We start from the raw sequence: 19,285 nt of genomic DNA, 5'->3' as shown, positions 1-19,285 counted from the left end.
AAGTACATGTTAAAAAACAGACTCTTAGAACAATTTCGTTCCTTTTATTTAAGAAATTTTCCCGATGATATGGAAAAGCAGATTGAGTATTTCTCAATTTTTGGCGGTCTGGGTTGGGAGATAGATACTAGCAAAGATATAACTATTTTAATAAAAGAGTTAGTGCTTAACGATTATGCAAAACTTAGAAAAAAAATAGAAGATTTAACTCTCGCCGACAAAGGATGTTTGCGACTTCTGCGCGCTTTGGCGATAGGCGACAGGAAAATATTTTCCGCCTTTAACAGAGCAGGACTTAATAACGCAAACGGCGGCAGTGCCTTGAATTTCTTACAGGAAAAAGGTCTAATCCAGATAGAGTTCTCACGTGAAGAACCGGCTCGCTCTCTTAATCCTTCAGGCAAACTAAAAAGAGAAGTAGCAAGACATCGAATATCTCACAAAGTTCTTTTTACACATCCGTTTATAAGATTTTGGTTCTACTTTATAGCACCTCACGCAAAAGAGATAGAACAGCAAAAGTATGAAAACTTTTTAAAGGATTTTGAAACTAGGCGAAATAGTTACACCAGCTTGGTTTTTGAAGAGCTATCGGAAGTTTTGTTAAATTATAATCTTAGAGATGCACAAATTTTAAGTTCGGGCAGTTATTGGGATGCAAACGTCGAGATAGACATATTAACTATCACACAAAATGAAAAAGTATATGCCGCAGAGTGCAAATGGACAAACCACAAAGTAAATAAAAGCGAATGGCACAAGCTTTTGGATAAGTGCAAAAAACTAGATATTGAACCAACTCAAGCAGTTCTGTTTTCAAAAAGGGGGTTTTCTAAAGAGTTAGAAGAAAATCAAGGTAAAAGGCTAGCGCTTTACTCTTGCGATGATTTTAGTTCACTTGTAAAAAATACAAAAAGAGACGAGCTTATAGAAAATCTTTTTAAATAACGCGAAGTGCCGAGTAAGCCTCTTGCAAGAGCTGAAATTTTTGTGTGTAGTGTTTTATCATATGAGGAGCTTCTTTTAAAATCTTATCCGGATGATAAGCTTTTGCAAGTCTCTTATAACTGTTTCTTAGCACGTCTTGACTCGCTCCTATAGGACACTGCAAGATGGCGTAAAAATGATTTTTTTGCTCATCCTCTTCATCTTTGCATAAATTTCCAAAACTAAAATTTGCAAAATCACTATAGAGTTTGCTTATGAAACGGTTATTGTAGTTGTAGTTGATTTGGTAATGCAAAACATGTCGTTTGTTTAAAGCCTTTTCCAATCTCTCTTTCGCCTTATAGTCTGAAACATCGATTACAAGTGAAATATCCGTACCTTTTTCAACATATACTTCCAATTGTGAGCGAAGATAACTCATAACCCATGAGTTAGGATAATCAAGCGTTATTAGCACTGTATCGCTGTCGTAGGCATATAAATTTACTTCTACAACCTGAGGTTCTTCCGATTTATTCAACTCTACTCTAATTGGCTGATTTCCAAATTTCAACATAGAACGTAAGAAAAATTCATGGGAAAAATCGTGTCTAGCCGCATGATATTGACTTAACTCTTTTATGAACTCTTCTCTGGCTTCTTTTAGAGTCTCATTTCTAAAAACCAATACTGCTTTTGAAAGAAACAGCATACCTCTTGAATGATTATTTAAAAAACTCCGCATCCACTGCGTATTTAACGTATCAAAGTCGGTTGTAATAAGAATAAGATTATTGCGTAGTACAATCTCCATCTACTCTGACCTTTATTGGATTATTTTGCAAATTAAAGCAAAAATAGTTCCAACCTAATTGAGTGTTATGATTAAGCATGGATTGCTTCGTCGCAAACTTCTCACAATGGCAGTCATTACGAGCTTCGTTAGAAGCGCGGCAATCTAAAAACATAATTATTTAGAGTAAATTAAAACAACTCGCATATTTTTGAGTATGCTTTAGGTTGTCTATCTCTTATAAGTCCCCAGTAGTGACGCTGTTTTTGGTTATCTTCTATATCAAAAGAGGCGTAAATTATCTCCTCTTTATCTCTGGATGCTTCGGCGATTTTTGCTCCAGTGTAGTCCGTTATAAAAGATGAACCGTAAAAATTAAGAGTACATATATCGCCTTTTTCTTCTCCGATACGGTTTGCAACTACGACGGGAACTGTGTTTGTAGCGGCATGTCCCATTTGAACTCTTTGCCAGTGCTCTTTTGAGTCGAGATGAATTTCAGGCTCACTTCCGATTGCGGTCGGGTAAAAAATAATCTCTGCACCCATAAGAGTCAAAGCTCTTGCCGTTTCACAAAACCACTGATCCCAGCATATACCCACACCTATTTTTGCATAAGCGGTATCATAAACTTTAAAACCGCTATTTCCGGGCTTAAAATAGAATTTCTCTTCATATCCCGGACCGTCGGGGATATGCGTTTTACGATAATTATCCATTATTCGACCATCTGCGTCTGCAACTACCAAAGAGTTAAAATAACCCTCGTCGCTCTTTTCAAAATAACTTATAAGCATTACTACATGTAACTCTTTTGCCAAAGCTGCAAAACGTTCTATAAGAGGGTTTCCTTCTCTTGGTGATGCCCATGAAAAATATTTTTCATTCATATCTTTGCAAAAATACAGACCCTCAAACAACTCAGGTAAAAGTATGATTTGAGCGCCGTTTTTTGAAGCTTCTCTAACCAACTCTTCGGCTTTATTTATATTTGAAAGTTTATCCTCGCTCATACTCATCTGAATTGCACCGACTTTAACCATACTTACCTCAATTTTTTACAGATTTTATACTACTGTATTTTAGCTTTTTCAAGTTTTTTTCTCTCTATTTTCATGCGGTCTTGAAACTGTTTGCTTCTGTCTTTTGCAAAAAGCTGCATATCTTCGATTTCATCCATCTCATCCACAATCTCAACCCCTAAAAGTGTCTCAATCGCATCTTCAAGAGTAACTACGCCGACTGTTTGTCCGTAACTGTCATAAACTATAAAAAGATGTGTTTTACGTTTTACAAACTGGTCTATCAATGTCGGAACGGGAAGATTTTCAGAAACCATATGAACTTCATGCGAAATATTTTCTAGTTTTAGACTATCATGATCTTCATTGCTCTCTTCAAGAATTTTTTGATTAAAAACCATACCGACGATATCGTCAAGCGTATCTCTAAAGATAGGAATTCGTGAATATATATACATACGGTCGTCTTCTATAGCTTCTTCTACGGTTGTAGATGCCGGAAGAGCAAAAACTACGCTTCTTGGCGTCATAATATCTTTTGCTTTGATATTTTTTAGTTTTAGAAGATTTTCTATAAGGTCACTCTCTTTGCTAAGAATAGCTCCCTCTTTTTCGCCCATTGCTACAACAGCCATAATCTCATCACGCGAAAAATTACTTTGATGCTTTTTGTTTCTTGAAATATAGTTAGTTAAAAAAGATGATACCCATGTAAAAGGGGTGCTTATTGTTACTAAGAACGAAATTACGTATGCCGATGGAACTAATAGCTTTTTCCAATAAAGTGCACCGATAGTTTTAGGAATAATCTCTGAAAGATATAAAATTACAAGTGTTACAACAAAAGCAACAAGAGCTTGCCACTCTTGCCCAAAAAGAATTTGAGCTTGCGCACCGACACCCGCAGCTCCCATAGTATGTGCAAATGTATTAACCGTGAGGATAGAAGATATCGGTTTATCGATATTTAATTTTAAATCTTTTAGTTTATTAACTAAGTTTTCATTGTGATTTTTAGACAAACTCTCTATGTAGGAGTTGGTACTTGAGAGCAAAACTGCTTCTAAAATGGAGCAAAGAAACGATATTAAGATAGCGACTGAGAGATAAATAATCAGTAGAGTCATAGAAAGATTCCTACTGGAACAGGGGTAAAACTACGCGAGGCCGGGTCGCTTTGGGTCATTAAAATTTCCTTTATTTTTTTCGAGCGCAATTATATCATATTTTAGGATACGGCTTGGTTTCAAGCTTAAAAAATAGAGTTTCGTTTAAGATAACTCTACTCTTTTTTTTACAGATGACCATATCGACAGCGCTATAAAAGCTATTCCTATAAGTCCCGTAAAAATCTCAGGTATATGAAACTTCATACCTAAAAGCATAATTAAAGCCAAAATTCCTATTGCGTAGTGAGCGCCGTGTTCTAAATAAATATACTCATCAAGAGTGCCTTTTTCAACCAGATATATAGTCAAAGACCTGACAAACATAGCTCCGATTCCAAGCCCAATCATAATAACTACGATATCTTTAGTTATTGCAAAAGCACCGATTACACCGTCAAAAGAGAAAGAAGCATCCAAAACTTCTAGATATAAAAACCCGCCTATACTTCCTTTTTTAATCGTATCAGCAACCACAGGGTCGCTCTCCTCTTTTTCCAATATAACGCCTATTATATCGACGCCTACATATATAATAATTCCCCAAAGTCCTGCCGTAAGTACGACTAATTTACTATCTTGTTCTATAAAAGAGACAAATATCATTAAAGTAATAAGAGAGATAAAAATGGAGATAGACTCAATTTTTCCTAATAACCCAAGCTTCTGCTCAACGACTTCAAACCAATGGATATCTTTATTTTCATCAAGCATAAAGTTAAGAAAAACAAGCAGTAAAAACATACCGCCAAAAGCAGATATTTCAGCATGATGAGCAACGAGGTTGCTTGAATATTCGGCAGGATTGTCAAGTGCTAAGTTCCAAACTTCCAAAAGTCCTAAATCAGCCGTTTGAGCAACTATTACAAGAGGAAAAAGAAGCCTCATTCCAAAAACGGCGACAATAATTCCCACCGTCAAAAAAAGCCTTTTCCAATACTCATCCCATGTTTTTAAAATAGAAGCGTTTACAACGGCATTATCAAAAGAGAGGGAGACTTCCATAAGCCCAAGAATAATAGCTATAAATATTAGATTTAAAGCATTTACATAACCTCCCGTTTTATAGCCCCACCATCCTGCAATAAGCAAAGCTATGAACGTAAAAATAAAAGAGAATTTAAAATATTTCAATAAAACAGACCTTTTTAAAATTGATTCGGAATTGTACACTATTTATAGTGTACAGCCAACCAAATAGTCTCGCTATCCTCTTTTGTCCACGATACTCTATGTTTTTTATGCGCGGGAATATTGATATAATCTCCGCTAAAGAGTCTTACGTCAACTTCATCTTCAAAAGATAAAATAGCTTCTCCTCTAAGGAGTATTACCCACTCATCACTGCTTTGGTCGTACCACTCAAACTCTTTTGTAGTGTGTCCAAAAGAGACAATTCTCTCTATTTTTACGCCGTTTTTTGAGATTAGCTCTTCAAAAAACTCCTCTTCTAAGTGCTTTGGAATATTTTGAAATATATTGCTACTCATAAAAACATGCGCTTACGTAACCTACTACCCTGGTTGTGTCGTTGCTCGCATCCGCACTTGTTCTATAATCAAGTACATGTGAAGAAAGACCTAATTTTTTTGCACTTAAAATTGCCGCTTCTATGCCTATATTGCCGCAAGCTTCACATCCGCCGTAAAGTATATCAATATCAAGTTTCTCTATTGCTTTTACACAGATATTATCGATTCTGTTTGCTTCTTCAAGAGTGTGAAAGTGACTCAAATCGCTGCTTATAATAACGCCTATATCATCTTGTTCTAAAAGGTAATTTATAATTTTAGATATATATTTTGCATCTGCATAACTGTAAATAAGTTCGACCAAACTTACACCCTCTATGTAATGTTTTAAAAAAGGGAACTGAACTTCCGTACTGTGTTCTGCATGTGCTTGAGTTAGACTTACAAACGAAAACTTGCTTTTTAGTTTTTCAACAAGTTCGCTTGCAGGTTTTATCTCCCCAAAAGGTGTATCATAGGCACTAAAATCGCAAAGACTAACTCCCGTATATGCTACTCTGTGAGAAGGACCGATAACTACAAAAGTTTTAACCCCGCTGTTTTGTAAAACTCTATATGCAATATTTGCCGTATATCCTGAGTAAATATACCCTGCATGAGGAACAATCACAAGTCTGCTTTTTATCGCCGGAATTTCTCTATCTTCATCATAAGCAGCGTTAAAATGTTCAAAATATCTCTCAAGTTCAACAGCTCTTGCAGGGTAAAAAGTACCCGCTACACTCATCTTCCTTGTCATAATGCGACTCCTTAATTATCTTTAATAGTTATATCGGCTCTATTTCGTCAAAGTTTTCTTCAATGGCATCAACTCTATATCTGTAAATGCTCGGATGCTCTTCATATATAGATGGATTTGCTCCTGCTTTTATACTCAAATGCTCCAAAAAGAGTTTCGGTGTTTGCAACTGCTCCCAAACCTGCGGCAAAAAAGTTCCTTGATAAGAGCCATATTTTAAAATAAGTCCGTCTATTTTTGGACGTACTTTATTGCATAAATCATCAAAATCCCCATACTCTAAAATTTCAGGCTCGCTTAAAACAGAAACTTCAAGATTAAGATGAGAGAGTTCTTCTACATGTAGCGGCCTAAACCTAGGGTCATGAAATGCAGCAGAGACGGCATTGTGAAAAATATCATCGTAGAGCGTTTGATGAGCGACTATAGAACCTATACATCCACGTAAATTATTATCATACTTTAAAGTTACAAAAGCCGCACCTTGTTGTTTTAAAAACGGATACTCTTCAATCAACCTTTTTTTATCAAACAAATACGATGCATCAAACTTCTCGACTATTGCACTTTTTGCAATTCTAAGTAAAATAGAGTCCAACATTACAAACAACTCCTTTTTTTAGCTAAAATATTTTACAACTTTGAACTTTATTTGCTCTTTAACATGTCGTTTCTTTTAGATAAAAATGCACTTTTAACATACTCATTGAGCTTTCTCTCGATAAACTCTTTAGAGATAATTTTATAAACAGAACTTTTGTTAACTGCTTTAATCATAGCATTTTCATCATGAGTATCAATAAGCAAAATGCGCATAATATTCGGGTAGGACTTATATACTTTAGCAAAAAGTTCTATGCCTTCATTTTTATACATTTTTTGATCGCAAATCACTACCTCAATATGTTTAAGCGCCAATAAATTCATAGCTTTTTCATAAGTTGAAGCGACAAAAATATTATAATCATCACTATCTAAAGTATTTATAATTAATTCCACTGCATTCTCATCGTTACTGATAATTAAAAGCTGATTATCCACTTTGTCTGCGATAAGATGGCTATACACTTTTGTACCACCTTCTAACAACTTTTGCATATCCGCCTCAGGCAGCGGACGGCTAAAATAGTATCCTTGTATCTCATCGCACTCTCTTAAACGCAAAAACTCAAATTGTTCGGCAGTTTCTACCCCTTCGGCGATAGTTTTTAAATTCATACTATGCGACATTGATATTATTGCTTGAGAAATTGCGGCATCTTCTGAGTTATTTACTATATTATCAACAAACGATTTATCGATTTTTATGCGGTTAATAGGAAATTTCTTAAGATAGCTAAGAGATGAGTAGCCTGTTCCAAAATCATCTATTGAAAATTCAAGATTAAGTTTTTTAAGCTCCGATATCATCTTTATAGATTTTTTTACATCTTCCATAACTATTCTCTCTGTTAGTTCAATCTCTAAAAATCGAGAATCAAGGGCTGTTTCTCTAAGTATATCCGTAATAATTTGCACAAGATTTGGCTGGTTAAACTGACGTGACGATAGATTTACTGCCACTCTTATTGCCGGTAACCCTTTATCTATCCATGATTTGAGAGTCGAGCATGCCGTTTTTAATACCCAGTCCCCGATAGGTATAATAAGTCCCGTCTCTTCGGCAAGAGGAATAAAAACATCAGGCTGTATAAATCCGATTTTGGGATGAAACCAACGAAGCAGAGCTTCCATACCTATAATCTGCCCACTATATGAATCAACTTGCGGTTGATAATATAGACTAAGCTCATTTCGCTCAAGAGCATATCTGAGGTTGTTCTCCATTATCATACGCTCAATTACACGAATCGAGAGCTCTTTTTTGTAGTATTCGTAAGTATTTCGCCCTCTTGTTTTTGCACGATAAAGAGCAATATCTGCATTTTTAAATAGTGTATTTACGTCATTGCCGTCGTTTGGAAATATACTTATTCCAACACTACATGTAATAAAAATCTCATGCCCTTCTATAACATATTTTTCGGAGAGTTTTTTAATAACTTTATGCGCAATATTTCCCGCGATATCTAGATTTTCCATATCTTCTATCAAAATAACAAATTCATCGCCTCCAAGACGACTTACGGTATCCTCTTCCCGCACACAGCTCTTTAGCCTGTTGGAGACTTCAATAAGGAGTAAATCACCTGTTGGATGTCCAAAGGTATTATTTACGTTTTTAAAGTAGTCCAAATCAAAAAAGAGCAGTGCGCGAAGAGTATTGTTTCTGCGCGCCTTTGCAAGTGATTGTTCAACTCTCGCATTTAAAAGAAGTCTGTTCGGCAAACCTGTCAGAGAATCATAATGGGCGATATAATCTAGCTTTTCTTGTGATTCCTTAGCAGCAGTGATATCTGAGAAAATTCCTACATAATTGAGAATCTCTCCATCCGCATTTTTTACGATACTTACGTTTAACCACTCCTGATACTCATCTTTGTTTTTTCGCTTACTCCATATTTCGCCGTGCCAATTTCCTACTGTATCTATCTTATTGAGTATCTCTTCATATAACTTTGCACCATTTTTTTTGGATTTTAATATTGACACTTTTTTACCGATTAACTCATCCAAAGCGTAACCTGTTATATCCGTAAATGCTCTGTTTATTGAAATAATCTCTCCGCTAGCGTCGGTAATAATAACGGCTTCGCTCGTATTTTCAAATATAGTTGCAGACTGAGATAGCATGTCTTGCATATGTTTACTCTCTGTTATGTCTTGAATTGTTCCGCTTAATCGGATAACTTTTCCGATATCATCAATTATCGGTTTTGCATAACTGCGAATCACTTGTTTAAATCCGTTTGGCTTTAAAATAGTGTAATCTACATTAAATGGTTTTTTATTTTTAAGAGCCTTTTCTACCTCATCTTTAACTCTATTTTTATCATTTACATGTATATTATTTAAAAAATCTTCAAAAGTCGGATTTTTAGCTTCACTGCTTATGCCTAAAATCAACTTTGCCTCATTAGAGAACAATATCTCATTACTTTCTATATCCCACTCTATTCCGCCGAGATTTGCAAGCTTCTGCACATCTGAAAGTTTTTCACGACTGTTATATAACTCCTCTTTAATTCTATGATGTTCGATAAGTCCTGATAAAGTATTTGCCACACTCTTTAAAAACCTTATCTCTTTGTCTTTTTGAACATGACCGTGTTTTAAATATATTACTATAACTCCTAAAACACCATTTTTGGATAGAATCGGTATATTATAATGCCCATGAGCCTCCATCCCTTCAAATCTAACATCATGTCGTTTATCTAAACAGCATGCATACTGAACTTCGCCGCTAAGAGCCGCACGACCGCATAAACAGTAACCAAAAGGAATTTCTGCACAAGCACTCTGTATCTCTTCATCTAACCCTACCTGTGCTTTAAGAAGCAATGTTTTGGCTTTGTTATCAGATAAAAATATGCCGCCTTTTGAAGCAATAGGAAGCCATGACAAACCAAGCAGTATCTTTAGCACATTCTCTAGCTGCTTATCTAAAGAGATATCTTCGAGGCTTAAGGTTAAAATGGAGTTTAGTGCGCTTTGCTCTTCACTCTCAAGATACAGACTCTCTTGTATATGTTTTTGTGTCGTGATGTCTATCCCAAGGCAAAGAAGATACTCTATAGTATTGTTTTCATCTCTTATTAAAGAGAATTTCCAACTTATCAAATTATTTTTTAAAGATTTTGTCTCAATATCTTGCAATAGCAAAAGGGCATCCAAATCGCCTGATAAAAAACGATTGAATAACCTTTTAACATCTTCTAGTTTTTCATTAAAAGAGAAAAGTTCAAACCAATCTCTACCTATTAACACATCGCTCTTATCATTCATAACATCTCTGCACTGCTTATTTAAAAGCCGTACTTTTCCAAAATTGTCTAAGATTGCAAAAGCAATATCTATGGCGTCAATATTTTCTTGTTTGAACATATACTTTTTAAACATCATTTTCCAACTATATCTTTTATGGCATCCTCGAATTTTTCATAATTAAATACAAATCCATGCTCAAGCAGTTTTGTAGGATAGACCTCTTTTGAATCAAGCATGACAACAGAGCCTTCTCCAAATATTAGTTTCAATACAAAAACAGGAACACTAAAAAATGTAGGACGATTTAGAATTTTACCTAAAATTTTTGTCTGATTCTCATTTGAGAGAGGATTTGGGGATGTAAAGTTTACTGAACCTGTAATTTCAGGATTTTTTACAATAAACTCTATTGCCCTTACCAAATCGTCTATATGTATCCATGAAACTATCTGTTTTCCACTTCCTAACTTCCCGCCTACTCCCATTTTAAAAGGGGGCAAAATTTTATCCATAGCTCCGCCCTCTTTGGCATATATTACACCAAACCTCATCTGAACCGATCTGACTTTAAAGTTCTCTGCTTTTTTTGCCTCTTCTTCCCAATCTCTGCAAAGATGAGATAAAAAATCATCCGCATAATTTTGAGATTTATCATCATGAGAATGAACTGAGTCATAAATACCCACGGCTGAGGCACTTAAAAGCAATTTTGGCTTATCTTTACATAAAGAAATCGCATCTATTAGTTTTTTTGTCGTATCTATACGGCTTGTATATAAATTTTTTTTGTACTCACTGCTCCACCTAGCCAAGATTGTCGTACCGCTTAAGTTTATTAAGATGTCACACTTCTCCAGCTCTTTTGCGATATCTTCTATATCTGTGTCATGCCGCACTTTTAAGCCTATGATATCATTATGATTTGATTTAAAAAAATCCTCTAATTTAGAACCGACCAATCCGCTTTTACCGCAGATAACAACTTTAAGTCTGTTTCCTATCGACATGTTAAACTCCTTTTTTAAATATTTAAATTACTATGCTAAACCATTAGCATAAATAAAAGCTGCCCTGATATCTTTTAACATCTGCTCATCATTTGACAATGATTTAGAGATAATTTTATGTACGGCACTCTCATTAACGGCTCTTGCGATAATTTTAGGATTATCATACGAAGTCAGCAGTATGCGTATAGTATTTGTATAGAGCTTTCTAACTTTTCTTAAAAGCTCAACCCCTTCCACTTCCGACAAATCTTGATCTACTATAATAATGTGAACATTGCTTGTTGCCATTATATCAAGAGCTTCGCGTGAGCCTGATGCGTGAAGCATCTTGTATCCGTCAACTTGCAATATATGTTCAAGTTTATTACTTATATTTTTATTATCCTCGACTATTAAAAGAACTTTCTCTTTTTTTTGCAACTTACCTATATCTATCTTGCTTCCGTTATCTAAAAGCTCCTGCATTTTACTATCCGGCAGAGGATAACTAAAATAGTACCCTTGAATCTCGTCACATTGTCGTGAGCGTAGAAACTCCTGCTGCTCAAGGGTTTCTACCCCTTCTGCAACGGTTTTTAGGTGCATACTATGAGACATTGAAATAACGGCTTGCGAAATAGCGGCATCTTCCGAGTCGGTAGTTATATTACTGATAAAAGATTTGTCAATTTTTATTTTATCTATAGGAAAGCGTTTAAGATAACTAAGAGATGAGTAGCCTGTTCCAAAATCATCTATAGAAAATGATACACCGATTTTTTTAAGTTCTCTCATTATATTTATAGAACTTTGTGCATCTCTCATAACTATTCTCTCTGTCAGCTCAAGCTCTAAATACTCTCCTAGCAACCCGATTTCAGTGAGTATTTTTGCTACCGTTTCTGAAAAGTTTTTTTGATTAAACTCAACTGCCGATATATTTACGGACATCTTTAATTTAGGGAGTCCCTTATCAATCCATGATTTAAGACATTTACATGCAGTGCGAAGAACCCATTCTCCTATACGGACAATAAGTCCTGTCTCTTCAGCAAGAGGGATAAACTCATCTGCCTGAAGCAAACCCTCTTTTGGATGCTGCCAACGAACAAGTGCTTCAACACCGACAATTTTACCGCTGTAGAGATCGACTTGAGGTTGATAATATAAAATCAACTCATTTCGCCCTATCGCATTTCTTAGTCCATTTTCCATATGCATTCTCTGCATTGCATTATTAGTCAGCTCATCGGTATAGTACTGATATGTATTGCGCCCTTGTTCTTTAGCACGGTAAAGTGCACTGTCGGCATTCTTAAAGAGCGTAGTCATATCTTCACTATCATCAGGAAAAAGGCTTATTCCTATACTACATGTAACAAAAACCTCATGTCCTTGAAGATAATATTTTTCTGCTAAGGAGAGAATTATCTTTTGTGCAACGTCACTTGCAAAGTGTGAATCATGCAACTCTTCAAGTATAACTATAAATTCATCTCCGCCCTGACGACATACCGTGTCCTCTTCTCTGACACAGCTTAGTAAACGGCTTGATACCTCCTGAAGAAGCAAATCTCCTACTGGATGTCCTAATGTATCATTTACGTTTTTAAAATGGTCAAGGTCTAAAAACATAACGGCTATCTTATTTTTATTGCGGCGTGCTCTTGAGAGTGACTGGGTCATACGAGCATCCAATAGTAATCGATTCGGCAGACCCGTAAGAGGATCATGATGGGCAAGATGGTCAAGTTTTTGCTGAGACTCTTTAATAGCACTTATATCCGAAAACACCCAAGCATAGTTAGATACATCTCCTTTTGCATCTTTTACGACACTTATATTTAGCCACTGAGGATATATCTCTTTGTTTTTTCGTCTGTTCCAAACCTCGCCCTGCCAACTGCCTGTTTTGGCAACTGTTTTTTGTATCTCAAGGTAAAAATCCTCATCATGTCGCTCTGATTTAAGAATCGAAATAGGTTTTTGAATAATTTCATCATTTTTATAACCGGTAATATCGAAAACCGCTTTGTTTGTAGAAATGATTTTTTCATCGGTATCGGTAATTATGACGCCTTCGGTAGTATTTTCAAAAACTGCTGCAGATAGCAAAAGAGTCTCTTCCAATTGTTTTCGTTCTATTAAAAGAGCAAACGTGCTTGCGACACTGCCAAGAAACATAATTTCTCTCTCATCTTTTTCATGTCCGTGAGTTAAATATAAAACTATAACTCCCAATACCTTGTTTTGTGAGACTATAGGTATGTTGTAGTGTCCATGCGGTTGAATACCATCATATCTAATCTCATGGCGCTTATCCAGACATGCGGCATACTGAATCTCTTTTGTTTCGGCAGCACGTCCACATAAACAGCGACCAAACGGCACTTTGGCACATAAAGTCAAAAGTGCAGGATTAAGTCCGTGTTCTACGGTTAATAAAAGCGTATCACTTTTTTTATCAACCAAAAATACACCGCCGGTGCTTCTTATAGTAAGCCATGACAAAGAAAGAAGTATATCGAGTGCTCTCTCCAACTGCTCTTTTAGGGAGATGTTTTCTAAGCTTACATGTAAAATGGAGTTGAGCGCACGTTGTTCTTCACTTTCAGATTTTAAACTATTTTGAGTCTCTATCTGCTTTGTACTGTTTATGCCTACGCATAAAGCACCTTCTACGATATTTTCACTATTTTGAAGTACGAAAATTTCCCAAGTCACAAAATTTTCTGCATACTTTTGGGTTATACGCATTTTTTGAAGATCTTCTATCGCGCTAGCCTCTGCCGACATGGCGCGCTTAAACAAATTTACTGTACTCTCTTTTTTATCAGACAACAATGATAAATCAAACCAGTTTTTCTCACTTATATCCGGAACACTATTAAAAGTTTTTTCAAACTCTTTGTTAAACAAAAGTATTGAACCTATCGGGCTTAAAATAGCCATTGCAACATCTATCGTATCTAAGTCATCCTTTCTCCATCTTCTATTTTTCGACATAGAACAGCCTTTTATTGAGCTTTGATAAAAATAATATTTATCAATACTATCTACTGATTGCTTTAATAATCTTTAACAATTTTATATTGTATTATAACTCCAATAATACCGTATCCCTGCGCGTTATTTCAAGCTTTTTACATGCACTCTCAAATGCCCCGCTCTCGCCTATGATAATGCATTTATGTTTTGCTCTTGTAACGGCTGTATAGATAAGCTTTGTATTGTGCATAATGTAGTGTGAAAATGTCATAGGAATCACCACTATATCATACTCCATACCTTGAACTTTGTGTATTGTCAAAGCATAAGATAACATAAGATAAGACTTTACCTCTTCATAATCGTAAACTACCACGACATCTTCGTTTGGATAAAAAACAAATACCTGCTCATCATCCTCTTCAATCTTAAATAATAGTCCGCTCATTCCGTTAAAAATTCGTCTTTGAGAAGAGTCTTCGCTCGTTTTAAAACCTTCGCCGCTCCATGAAGTCATATTTTCGTTTTTTGTATGAACGACTTTATCCATAAGTCTAAACTCGGCCCCACCTTTTTTTACGCACTTTTTGGGATTTGGATTGAAATACTCCTGCAAAACACTATTTAGATTGTTTGAGCCTAGAGTCCCGCCTTTCATTGGTGTAATAACTTGAAAATAGTTGAGATACTCTTTTATCTGCTTGTTGTTTAGCCTGTACCTTGCTTTTTCAATCGACTCTATAACTTTATGCACAATTTCGCTGATAATATGATTTGAATTTTCTTCACGCATATCATGTAGTTGGCTTTGGGAGAGCTGATTTTTCAGCGCATAGTAGTTTGTCATGCTTACATCTATAAACTCAAAATCATCATACTCTCTTTTATAATCAGGCACGATGCCCGTTCTTATATCGTTTGCTATGATGGTTATGGCTTTATCTTCGCTCTGTCTGTAAATTTTTGTTAGTTTTACGATAGGAGCCAATTCTAAAGCAAGAGCATCGCTTAACACGTTTCCTGCACCGATTGGCGGGAGTTGTGCATCGTCTCCTGCGACTACGACTATTGCATTTTTACCTACTTTTCTAATAAGCCTTGCAAACAAAGATGAGTTTATCATGGAAGCTTCATCTATGAGTACAACGGAGTATGGAAACTCATCTCTATCTTCAAACTTAACCAAAAGAGACTGAATAGTTCCGCTCTCATAACCTGTCGTATCTGCAATGCGCTGTGATGCTATACCACTGAGAGCACATGTAATAATCTCTTTTTTGTCGTACTTCGTATTTAATAAATCAAGAATTGCTTTTGAAGTCGTACTTTTTCCTGTTCCCGCATAACCGACTAAAAAAAGCAAAGAAGCACCGTCATTTATCTTTGCAACCGCCTCTTTTTGCTGCTCTCCAAGTTTGAGTTCATGGGAGTCTAAAAACTCATCTAAGTTTTTAACAAATCCCCCGCTATCTTTTTTTGCTCTTACTTTAAAATCATCATATAAGAACTTTTCAGAATCATAAAGACGAGATGGAGACACCCTTTCATTTTTCATGACAACTATACTTCCCTCGCCCACCCTCTCTATAAGAGCGGCTTCATAAAGGTAATATTTGTCACTAAATCCAAGAAGTTCATTTAACCCTGCAAAGAGTATCTCTTTTGCTACACAGCTGTTTCCCTGCGCTTCGCAGTAGTTAAGCAGAACATAATCCATAGCAGAACTTATACGGTTGTCATCCTCTTTCGCAACACCCATTTTAAGCGCAAGTTCATCTGCTCTTTTAAACCCAATGCTGTTTATGGAAGTAAGGATATATGGATTGTTATTTATTTTTGCACAAGGCTCATCCACATCTTTCATGGCAGTTGCGATTGTCGTAAGAAGTGCTTGAGAAACATCATAAGGAGCTAAAAATTCGCCGAGTTTTCTCATGGAACGAAACCTCTTCCAAGAAGCTTGAATCTTTTTTAAGCGTTTTTCTTTTATACCGTTAAACTCCAAAAGTCTCTCAATGTCGTTGTCTAAAATATCAATGAGTTTTTCACTGCCAAAATGCTCAATAAGCTCTGCCGATAGCTGTTTTGTAAAACCTTTTACAATTTTGTTTAAAAAGAAAAATAGTTGATTTTGATTTACTTTGATGGAGTCAAATTTGAAAGTTTTACCGTACTTTTTATGCTCTTCCCAAACACCTTTAAGCGTTACGGCAGAGCCTTTTATATGCTTTACTTCGCTCTCGTGATATAAACCGCTAACCTTCTCACCTGTTTTTAGTACGGCTATAAAAAATGCCTCGTCCTCAAAGAGTATTTTGTCGATTTGTCCTATAATGGTTTCAGTCATATTCTTTTGACAATACCTCTTTTATTTTTACCTTCAGTTTCATGTTCTATTATAAATGTTTCAGGTGCTTCTAATCCTATAATTACCATTGGAATTGTTAATAATCCTCTTAATGGATCTAAATATCTTTCAAATTTTTCAAACTCCCCAGTAGCTCCATCAAATCCACCTTTAGTTTTTAAATCTTTTGTAGCACAAATTACAATCGCGATATCAGTTTGTATTTCTTTTACAACATGATTTAATTCACTTGCTATTGTAGGTTTAACAAGGTTCCATGCAATTGCCTCGCCATGATTAAAAGCAACTTCTATAGACATACTTTCATTTGCAAAATCTAATCTCCATGATTTATTAGAATATTCATTATCATTAAATATTTTAGATTCTGCTATCCATCCTATTGAAGTTAGTTTTTCTTTTAAAACTTTATTTAAAGCTATAGACAAACCTTTTGGTACTCTTTTATTTGATTCATGCGCCTCTATTATTTCACTATCTTTAATTGACGAAATTGCAAGTAATAATTCTTCCCATTTATCTTTATATTTTGGTTCATTTACTAAAATTAATTCACCATATCTATAAGATCTTATTTTATATTTCAATTTATTCTCCAATTTCTTTTATTAATATTTTCCCTAGTCTCTCAACAATTCCAACTACTAAAGCATTTCCCATTAAAAAAGCTCTTTTGCTATCACTTACTCCTGCCGTATGATTATCCGGAAACATATTTAACCGCTCAAGTTCTATAGGGGTTAATCTTCTATGTTTTCCATTTACATGTACTACATGTTTAAATCTTGAAGCACTCGCTCCACCTTCTCCTGTAATAATTGTTCGTGAAGGCTTGCTTAAACAATCGGGAAAGCCCATACTTCCCTCACTGTAATTATATTTGTGACCTGTCGCTTTATTTACTCTTTCAATTGATTTTGAACCTTTATGGTATTTCCATTTTTCAAGTTCTTCATCACTAATATAAAACTCTTTTGGCACATCTTTTTCATCTTCTAAAAAATGACCTAATACTGAAGTTTTTCCACTGTAGTTCGGCTCATATTTTGATGTATAATAGACTCCATTTATCATGTAGCCTGCTTCAAAAAAAGCATTTTGCTTTGGAGTTTTTTTGTTAAAATTGTTTGTAATATCAACTAAATCATCACTCAGTTTAGATGAAAAAATTTTATTTTCTACCTCTTGTATTGGAAATGCTTTGGAAAAGAGCCCTGATTTATTTAATATATTTGAGGGTGTATCTGATTTGAGGGTATTAAAAAAATTTGTGCTATTTTTGTATGCAAGTATAAAAATTCTTCTTCTTCTTTGCGGCATTCCATATTCACTCGCATTGATGACTCTCCACTCAACACCATAGCCAAGTGCATTGAGTGAAGATAAAATAATCGCAAAATCTCTACCTCTTTGAGAAGCGGGTGATTTTAAAAGTCTATCAACATTTTCTAGCATTAAATATTTTGGGGCATTCTCTTTTTTTTCTTCCAATATTCTATAAATTTCCCACCAAAGAACCCCTTTTTTTCCGACGATTCCATGGGAATTTTTAAGAGTGCTAGCCACTGAATAGTCTTGACAGGGAAATCCACCGACCAATAAATCATGATTAGGAATATCAGAGACTTTTACTGTTGATATATCTTCATTAGAGTGATTTTCATATCCAAATCTAGCACAGTAAACATCTGATGCATGCTGAGTTTTTGTAGATGGTTCCCATTGATTACTCCATACTATCGAGTAAAACTTATTTTTTGAATTAGCTTTTTCTAAACCAAGTCTAAATCCACCTACCCCTGCGAAGAGTTCGATGGTCTTAATCTGTGATAATTGCGAAATTTGCATATTCATATTTGAATCATCTTTGTAGTTATATGTGAATAAATTTGGTATTTTCATGTTACTCTCCAAATAAAATTTGAAAAATAGTAACTTGAAAAATAAATTCTATTTAAAAGTATGACAAATTGCCATATTTTACGCCTTTACCCTATTATTTCTATCTTCTTCTTGCGCTTTATAAAGCTCTGCGCATCCTTTTGATAGTTCACGAATTTTTAATATGTAGTTTTGTCTCTCTGTTTGTGAAATCGCTTTTCTGGCATCGAGCACATTAAAAGTATTTGCAGCCGCCATACACAAATCATACGCAGGAAGAGGAAGTCCAGCTTCAAGAGTACGAAGACATTCACTGCTTTTTGCGTTAAAATCAGCAAATAACATGTCAGTGTCTGCAACCTCAAAGTTGTATTTGCTAAACTCTATTTCGCCCTCTTTATGAACATCGCGATAGTAGGTTTTTCCATGCTCGTTTTCGCCCCAGATAATGTCAAAAACCGTATCAACACCTTGCAAATACATAGCAAGTCTCTCTGTTCCGTAAGTTATCTCAACTGCAACGGGACTGCACTCTATACCGCCTACTTGTTGAAAGTAAGTAAACTGCGTAACTTCCATACCGTTAAGCCAAACTTCCCAACCAAGTCCCCAAGCACCTAGTGTCGGGGATTCCCAATTGTCTTCAACAAAACGAATATCATGTTGTGAAACATCAAGACCGAGATACTCTAGAGATTTTAAGTAAAGCTCTTGAATATTGTCAGGTGATGGTTTTATAAGTGCCTGAAACTGATAGTAACTTCCAAGTCTGTTTGGATTTTCTCCGTATCTTCCGTCTGTCGGACGGCGTGAAGGTGCGACATAGGCAACAGACCACGGAGTAGAATCAAGTGAGCGAAGAAATGTAGCAGGATGAAAAGTTCCCGCACCTGCAGGAATATCATAAGGCTGAACGATATTACAACCCTGCTTCATCCAAAATTCCTGTAATTTAAGTAGCATTTCGCTAAAAGTTATCATTAATGTACCTTAATTTTATTATTGCGTAA

At 35.4% G+C, this 19,285-nt stretch carries 15 protein-coding genes; 1 reads left to right on the top strand and 14 read right to left on the bottom strand.

Annotated features, from left to right (window positions below; genetic code table 11):
* Positions 1 to 6 precede the first annotated feature (6 nt).
* Positions 7 to 948, top strand: coding sequence for a DUF234 domain-containing protein (locus A2530_RS06785; RefSeq protein WP_294884887.1), 942 nt, complete (start codon positions 7 to 9; stop codon positions 946 to 948).
* Here the strand turns inward: A2530_RS06785 and A2530_RS06780 are convergent.
* The 14 genes from A2530_RS06780 to glyQ all read right to left on the bottom strand — a co-directional run bounded on the left by A2530_RS06780 (position 941) and on the right by glyQ (position 19,256).
* Positions 941 to 1,741 (bottom strand): J domain-containing protein, encoded by an 801-nt coding sequence (locus A2530_RS06780; RefSeq protein WP_294884888.1) that lies wholly within the window; start codon positions 1,739 to 1,741, stop codon positions 941 to 943. The two genes, A2530_RS06785 and A2530_RS06780, sit on opposite strands and share 8 nt — an antisense overlap.
* 170 nt (positions 1,742 to 1,911) lie before the next feature.
* Complete coding sequence (gene aguB / locus A2530_RS06775) at positions 1,912 to 2,763, bottom strand: N-carbamoylputrescine amidase (protein ID WP_294884890.1); 852 nt, start codon at positions 2,761 to 2,763, stop codon at positions 1,912 to 1,914.
* Between the two features lie 29 nt (positions 2,764 to 2,792).
* Positions 2,793 to 3,869 carry a CNNM domain-containing protein gene (locus A2530_RS06770; RefSeq protein ID WP_294884892.1) on the bottom strand — a complete coding sequence of 359 codons (1,077 nt, stop codon included), beginning with the start codon at positions 3,867 to 3,869 and terminating at the stop codon, positions 2,793 to 2,795.
* Positions 3,870 to 4,013: 144 nt separating this feature from the next.
* A complete protein-coding gene (locus A2530_RS06765) occupies positions 4,014 to 5,042 on the bottom strand; it encodes a DUF475 domain-containing protein (protein ID WP_294884894.1) in 1,029 nt (342 codons plus the stop codon).
* Between the two features lie 38 nt (positions 5,043 to 5,080).
* The gene (locus tag A2530_RS06760) at positions 5,081 to 5,398 is read right to left on the bottom strand and encodes a cupin domain-containing protein (protein ID WP_294884895.1); all 318 of its coding nucleotides are present in this window, start codon (positions 5,396 to 5,398) and stop codon (positions 5,081 to 5,083) included.
* A complete protein-coding gene (gene amrB, locus A2530_RS06755) occupies positions 5,391 to 6,179 on the bottom strand; it encodes an AmmeMemoRadiSam system protein B (RefSeq protein ID WP_294884897.1) in 789 nt (262 codons plus the stop codon). The genes A2530_RS06760 and amrB overlap by 8 nt, the downstream gene beginning before the upstream one ends.
* Positions 6,180 to 6,207: 28 nt before the next feature.
* On the bottom strand, positions 6,208 to 6,780 hold the full coding sequence (amrA, locus tag A2530_RS06750; protein ID WP_294884898.1) for an AmmeMemoRadiSam system protein A: 573 nt from the start codon (positions 6,778 to 6,780) through the stop codon (positions 6,208 to 6,210).
* Between the two features lie 47 nt (positions 6,781 to 6,827).
* Entirely contained in the window at positions 6,828 to 10,181 is a 3,354-nt protein-coding gene (locus tag A2530_RS06745; protein ID WP_294884900.1) for an EAL domain-containing protein, read from the bottom strand.
* Positions 10,181 to 11,056: a TIGR01777 family oxidoreductase gene (locus tag A2530_RS06740; protein WP_294884902.1), complete on the bottom strand. Its 876-nt coding sequence runs from the start codon at positions 11,054 to 11,056 to the stop codon at positions 10,181 to 10,183. The genes A2530_RS06745 and A2530_RS06740 overlap by 1 nt, the downstream gene beginning before the upstream one ends.
* A 30-nt stretch (positions 11,057 to 11,086) precedes the next feature.
* On the bottom strand, positions 11,087 to 14,044 hold the full coding sequence (locus A2530_RS06735) for an EAL domain-containing protein (RefSeq protein ID WP_294884904.1): 2,958 nt from the start codon (positions 14,042 to 14,044) through the stop codon (positions 11,087 to 11,089).
* Positions 14,045 to 14,135: 91 nt separating this feature from the next.
* Entirely contained in the window at positions 14,136 to 16,373 is a 2,238-nt protein-coding gene (locus tag A2530_RS06730; RefSeq protein WP_294884906.1) for an AAA family ATPase, read from the bottom strand.
* On the bottom strand, positions 16,370 to 16,981 hold the full coding sequence (locus A2530_RS06725) for a BglII/BstYI family type II restriction endonuclease (RefSeq protein ID WP_294884908.1): 612 nt from the start codon (positions 16,979 to 16,981) through the stop codon (positions 16,370 to 16,372). The genes A2530_RS06730 and A2530_RS06725 overlap by 4 nt, the downstream gene beginning before the upstream one ends.
* A 1-nt stretch (position 16,982) precedes the next feature.
* The gene (dcm, locus tag A2530_RS06720; protein ID WP_294884910.1) at positions 16,983 to 18,296 is read right to left on the bottom strand and encodes a DNA (cytosine-5-)-methyltransferase; all 1,314 of its coding nucleotides are present in this window, start codon (positions 18,294 to 18,296) and stop codon (positions 16,983 to 16,985) included.
* 78 nt (positions 18,297 to 18,374) lie between these two features.
* The gene (gene glyQ / locus A2530_RS06715) at positions 18,375 to 19,256 is read right to left on the bottom strand and encodes a glycine--tRNA ligase subunit alpha (RefSeq protein WP_294884912.1); all 882 of its coding nucleotides are present in this window, start codon (positions 19,254 to 19,256) and stop codon (positions 18,375 to 18,377) included.
* Positions 19,257 to 19,285: the final 29 nt, after the last annotated feature.

Origin of the sequence: Sulfurimonas sp. RIFOXYD2_FULL_34_21, assembly GCF_001830805.1 — a bacterium.
Classification (GTDB): Bacteria; Campylobacterota; Campylobacteria; order Campylobacterales; family Sulfurimonadaceae; genus Sulfurimonas.
This window is presented reverse-complemented; position numbering and strand designations above follow the sequence as displayed.

Bases quoted from the DNA above. Each gene is read 5' to 3' on its own strand.
- dcm (WP_294884910.1), bottom strand. From the start codon at position 18,296: ATGAAAATACCAAATTTATTCACATATAACTACAAAGATGATTCAAAT.
- A2530_RS06785 (WP_294884887.1), top strand. From the start codon at position 7: ATGTTAAAAAACAGACTCTTAGAACAATTTCGTTCCTTTTATTTAAGA.
- A2530_RS06730 (WP_294884906.1), bottom strand. From the start codon at position 16,373: ATGACTGAAACCATTATAGGACAAATCGACAAAATACTCTTTGAGGAC.
- aguB (WP_294884890.1), bottom strand. From the start codon at position 2,763: ATGGTTAAAGTCGGTGCAATTCAGATGAGTATGAGCGAGGATAAACTT.
- A2530_RS06740 (WP_294884902.1), bottom strand. From the start codon at position 11,056: ATGTCGATAGGAAACAGACTTAAAGTTGTTATCTGCGGTAAAAGCGGA.
- amrB (WP_294884897.1), bottom strand. From the start codon at position 6,179: ATGACAAGGAAGATGAGTGTAGCGGGTACTTTTTACCCTGCAAGAGCT.
- glyQ (WP_294884912.1), bottom strand. From the start codon at position 19,256: ATGATAACTTTTAGCGAAATGCTACTTAAATTACAGGAATTTTGGATG.
- A2530_RS06770 (WP_294884892.1), bottom strand. From the start codon at position 3,869: ATGACTCTACTGATTATTTATCTCTCAGTCGCTATCTTAATATCGTTT.
- A2530_RS06760 (WP_294884895.1), bottom strand. From the start codon at position 5,398: ATGAGTAGCAATATATTTCAAAATATTCCAAAGCACTTAGAAGAGGAG.
- A2530_RS06780 (WP_294884888.1), bottom strand. From the start codon at position 1,741: ATGGAGATTGTACTACGCAATAATCTTATTCTTATTACAACCGACTTT.
- A2530_RS06735 (WP_294884904.1), bottom strand. From the start codon at position 14,044: ATGTCGAAAAATAGAAGATGGAGAAAGGATGACTTAGATACGATAGAT.
- amrA (WP_294884898.1), bottom strand. From the start codon at position 6,780: ATGTTGGACTCTATTTTACTTAGAATTGCAAAAAGTGCAATAGTCGAG.
- A2530_RS06745 (WP_294884900.1), bottom strand. From the start codon at position 10,181: ATGTTTAAAAAGTATATGTTCAAACAAGAAAATATTGACGCCATAGAT.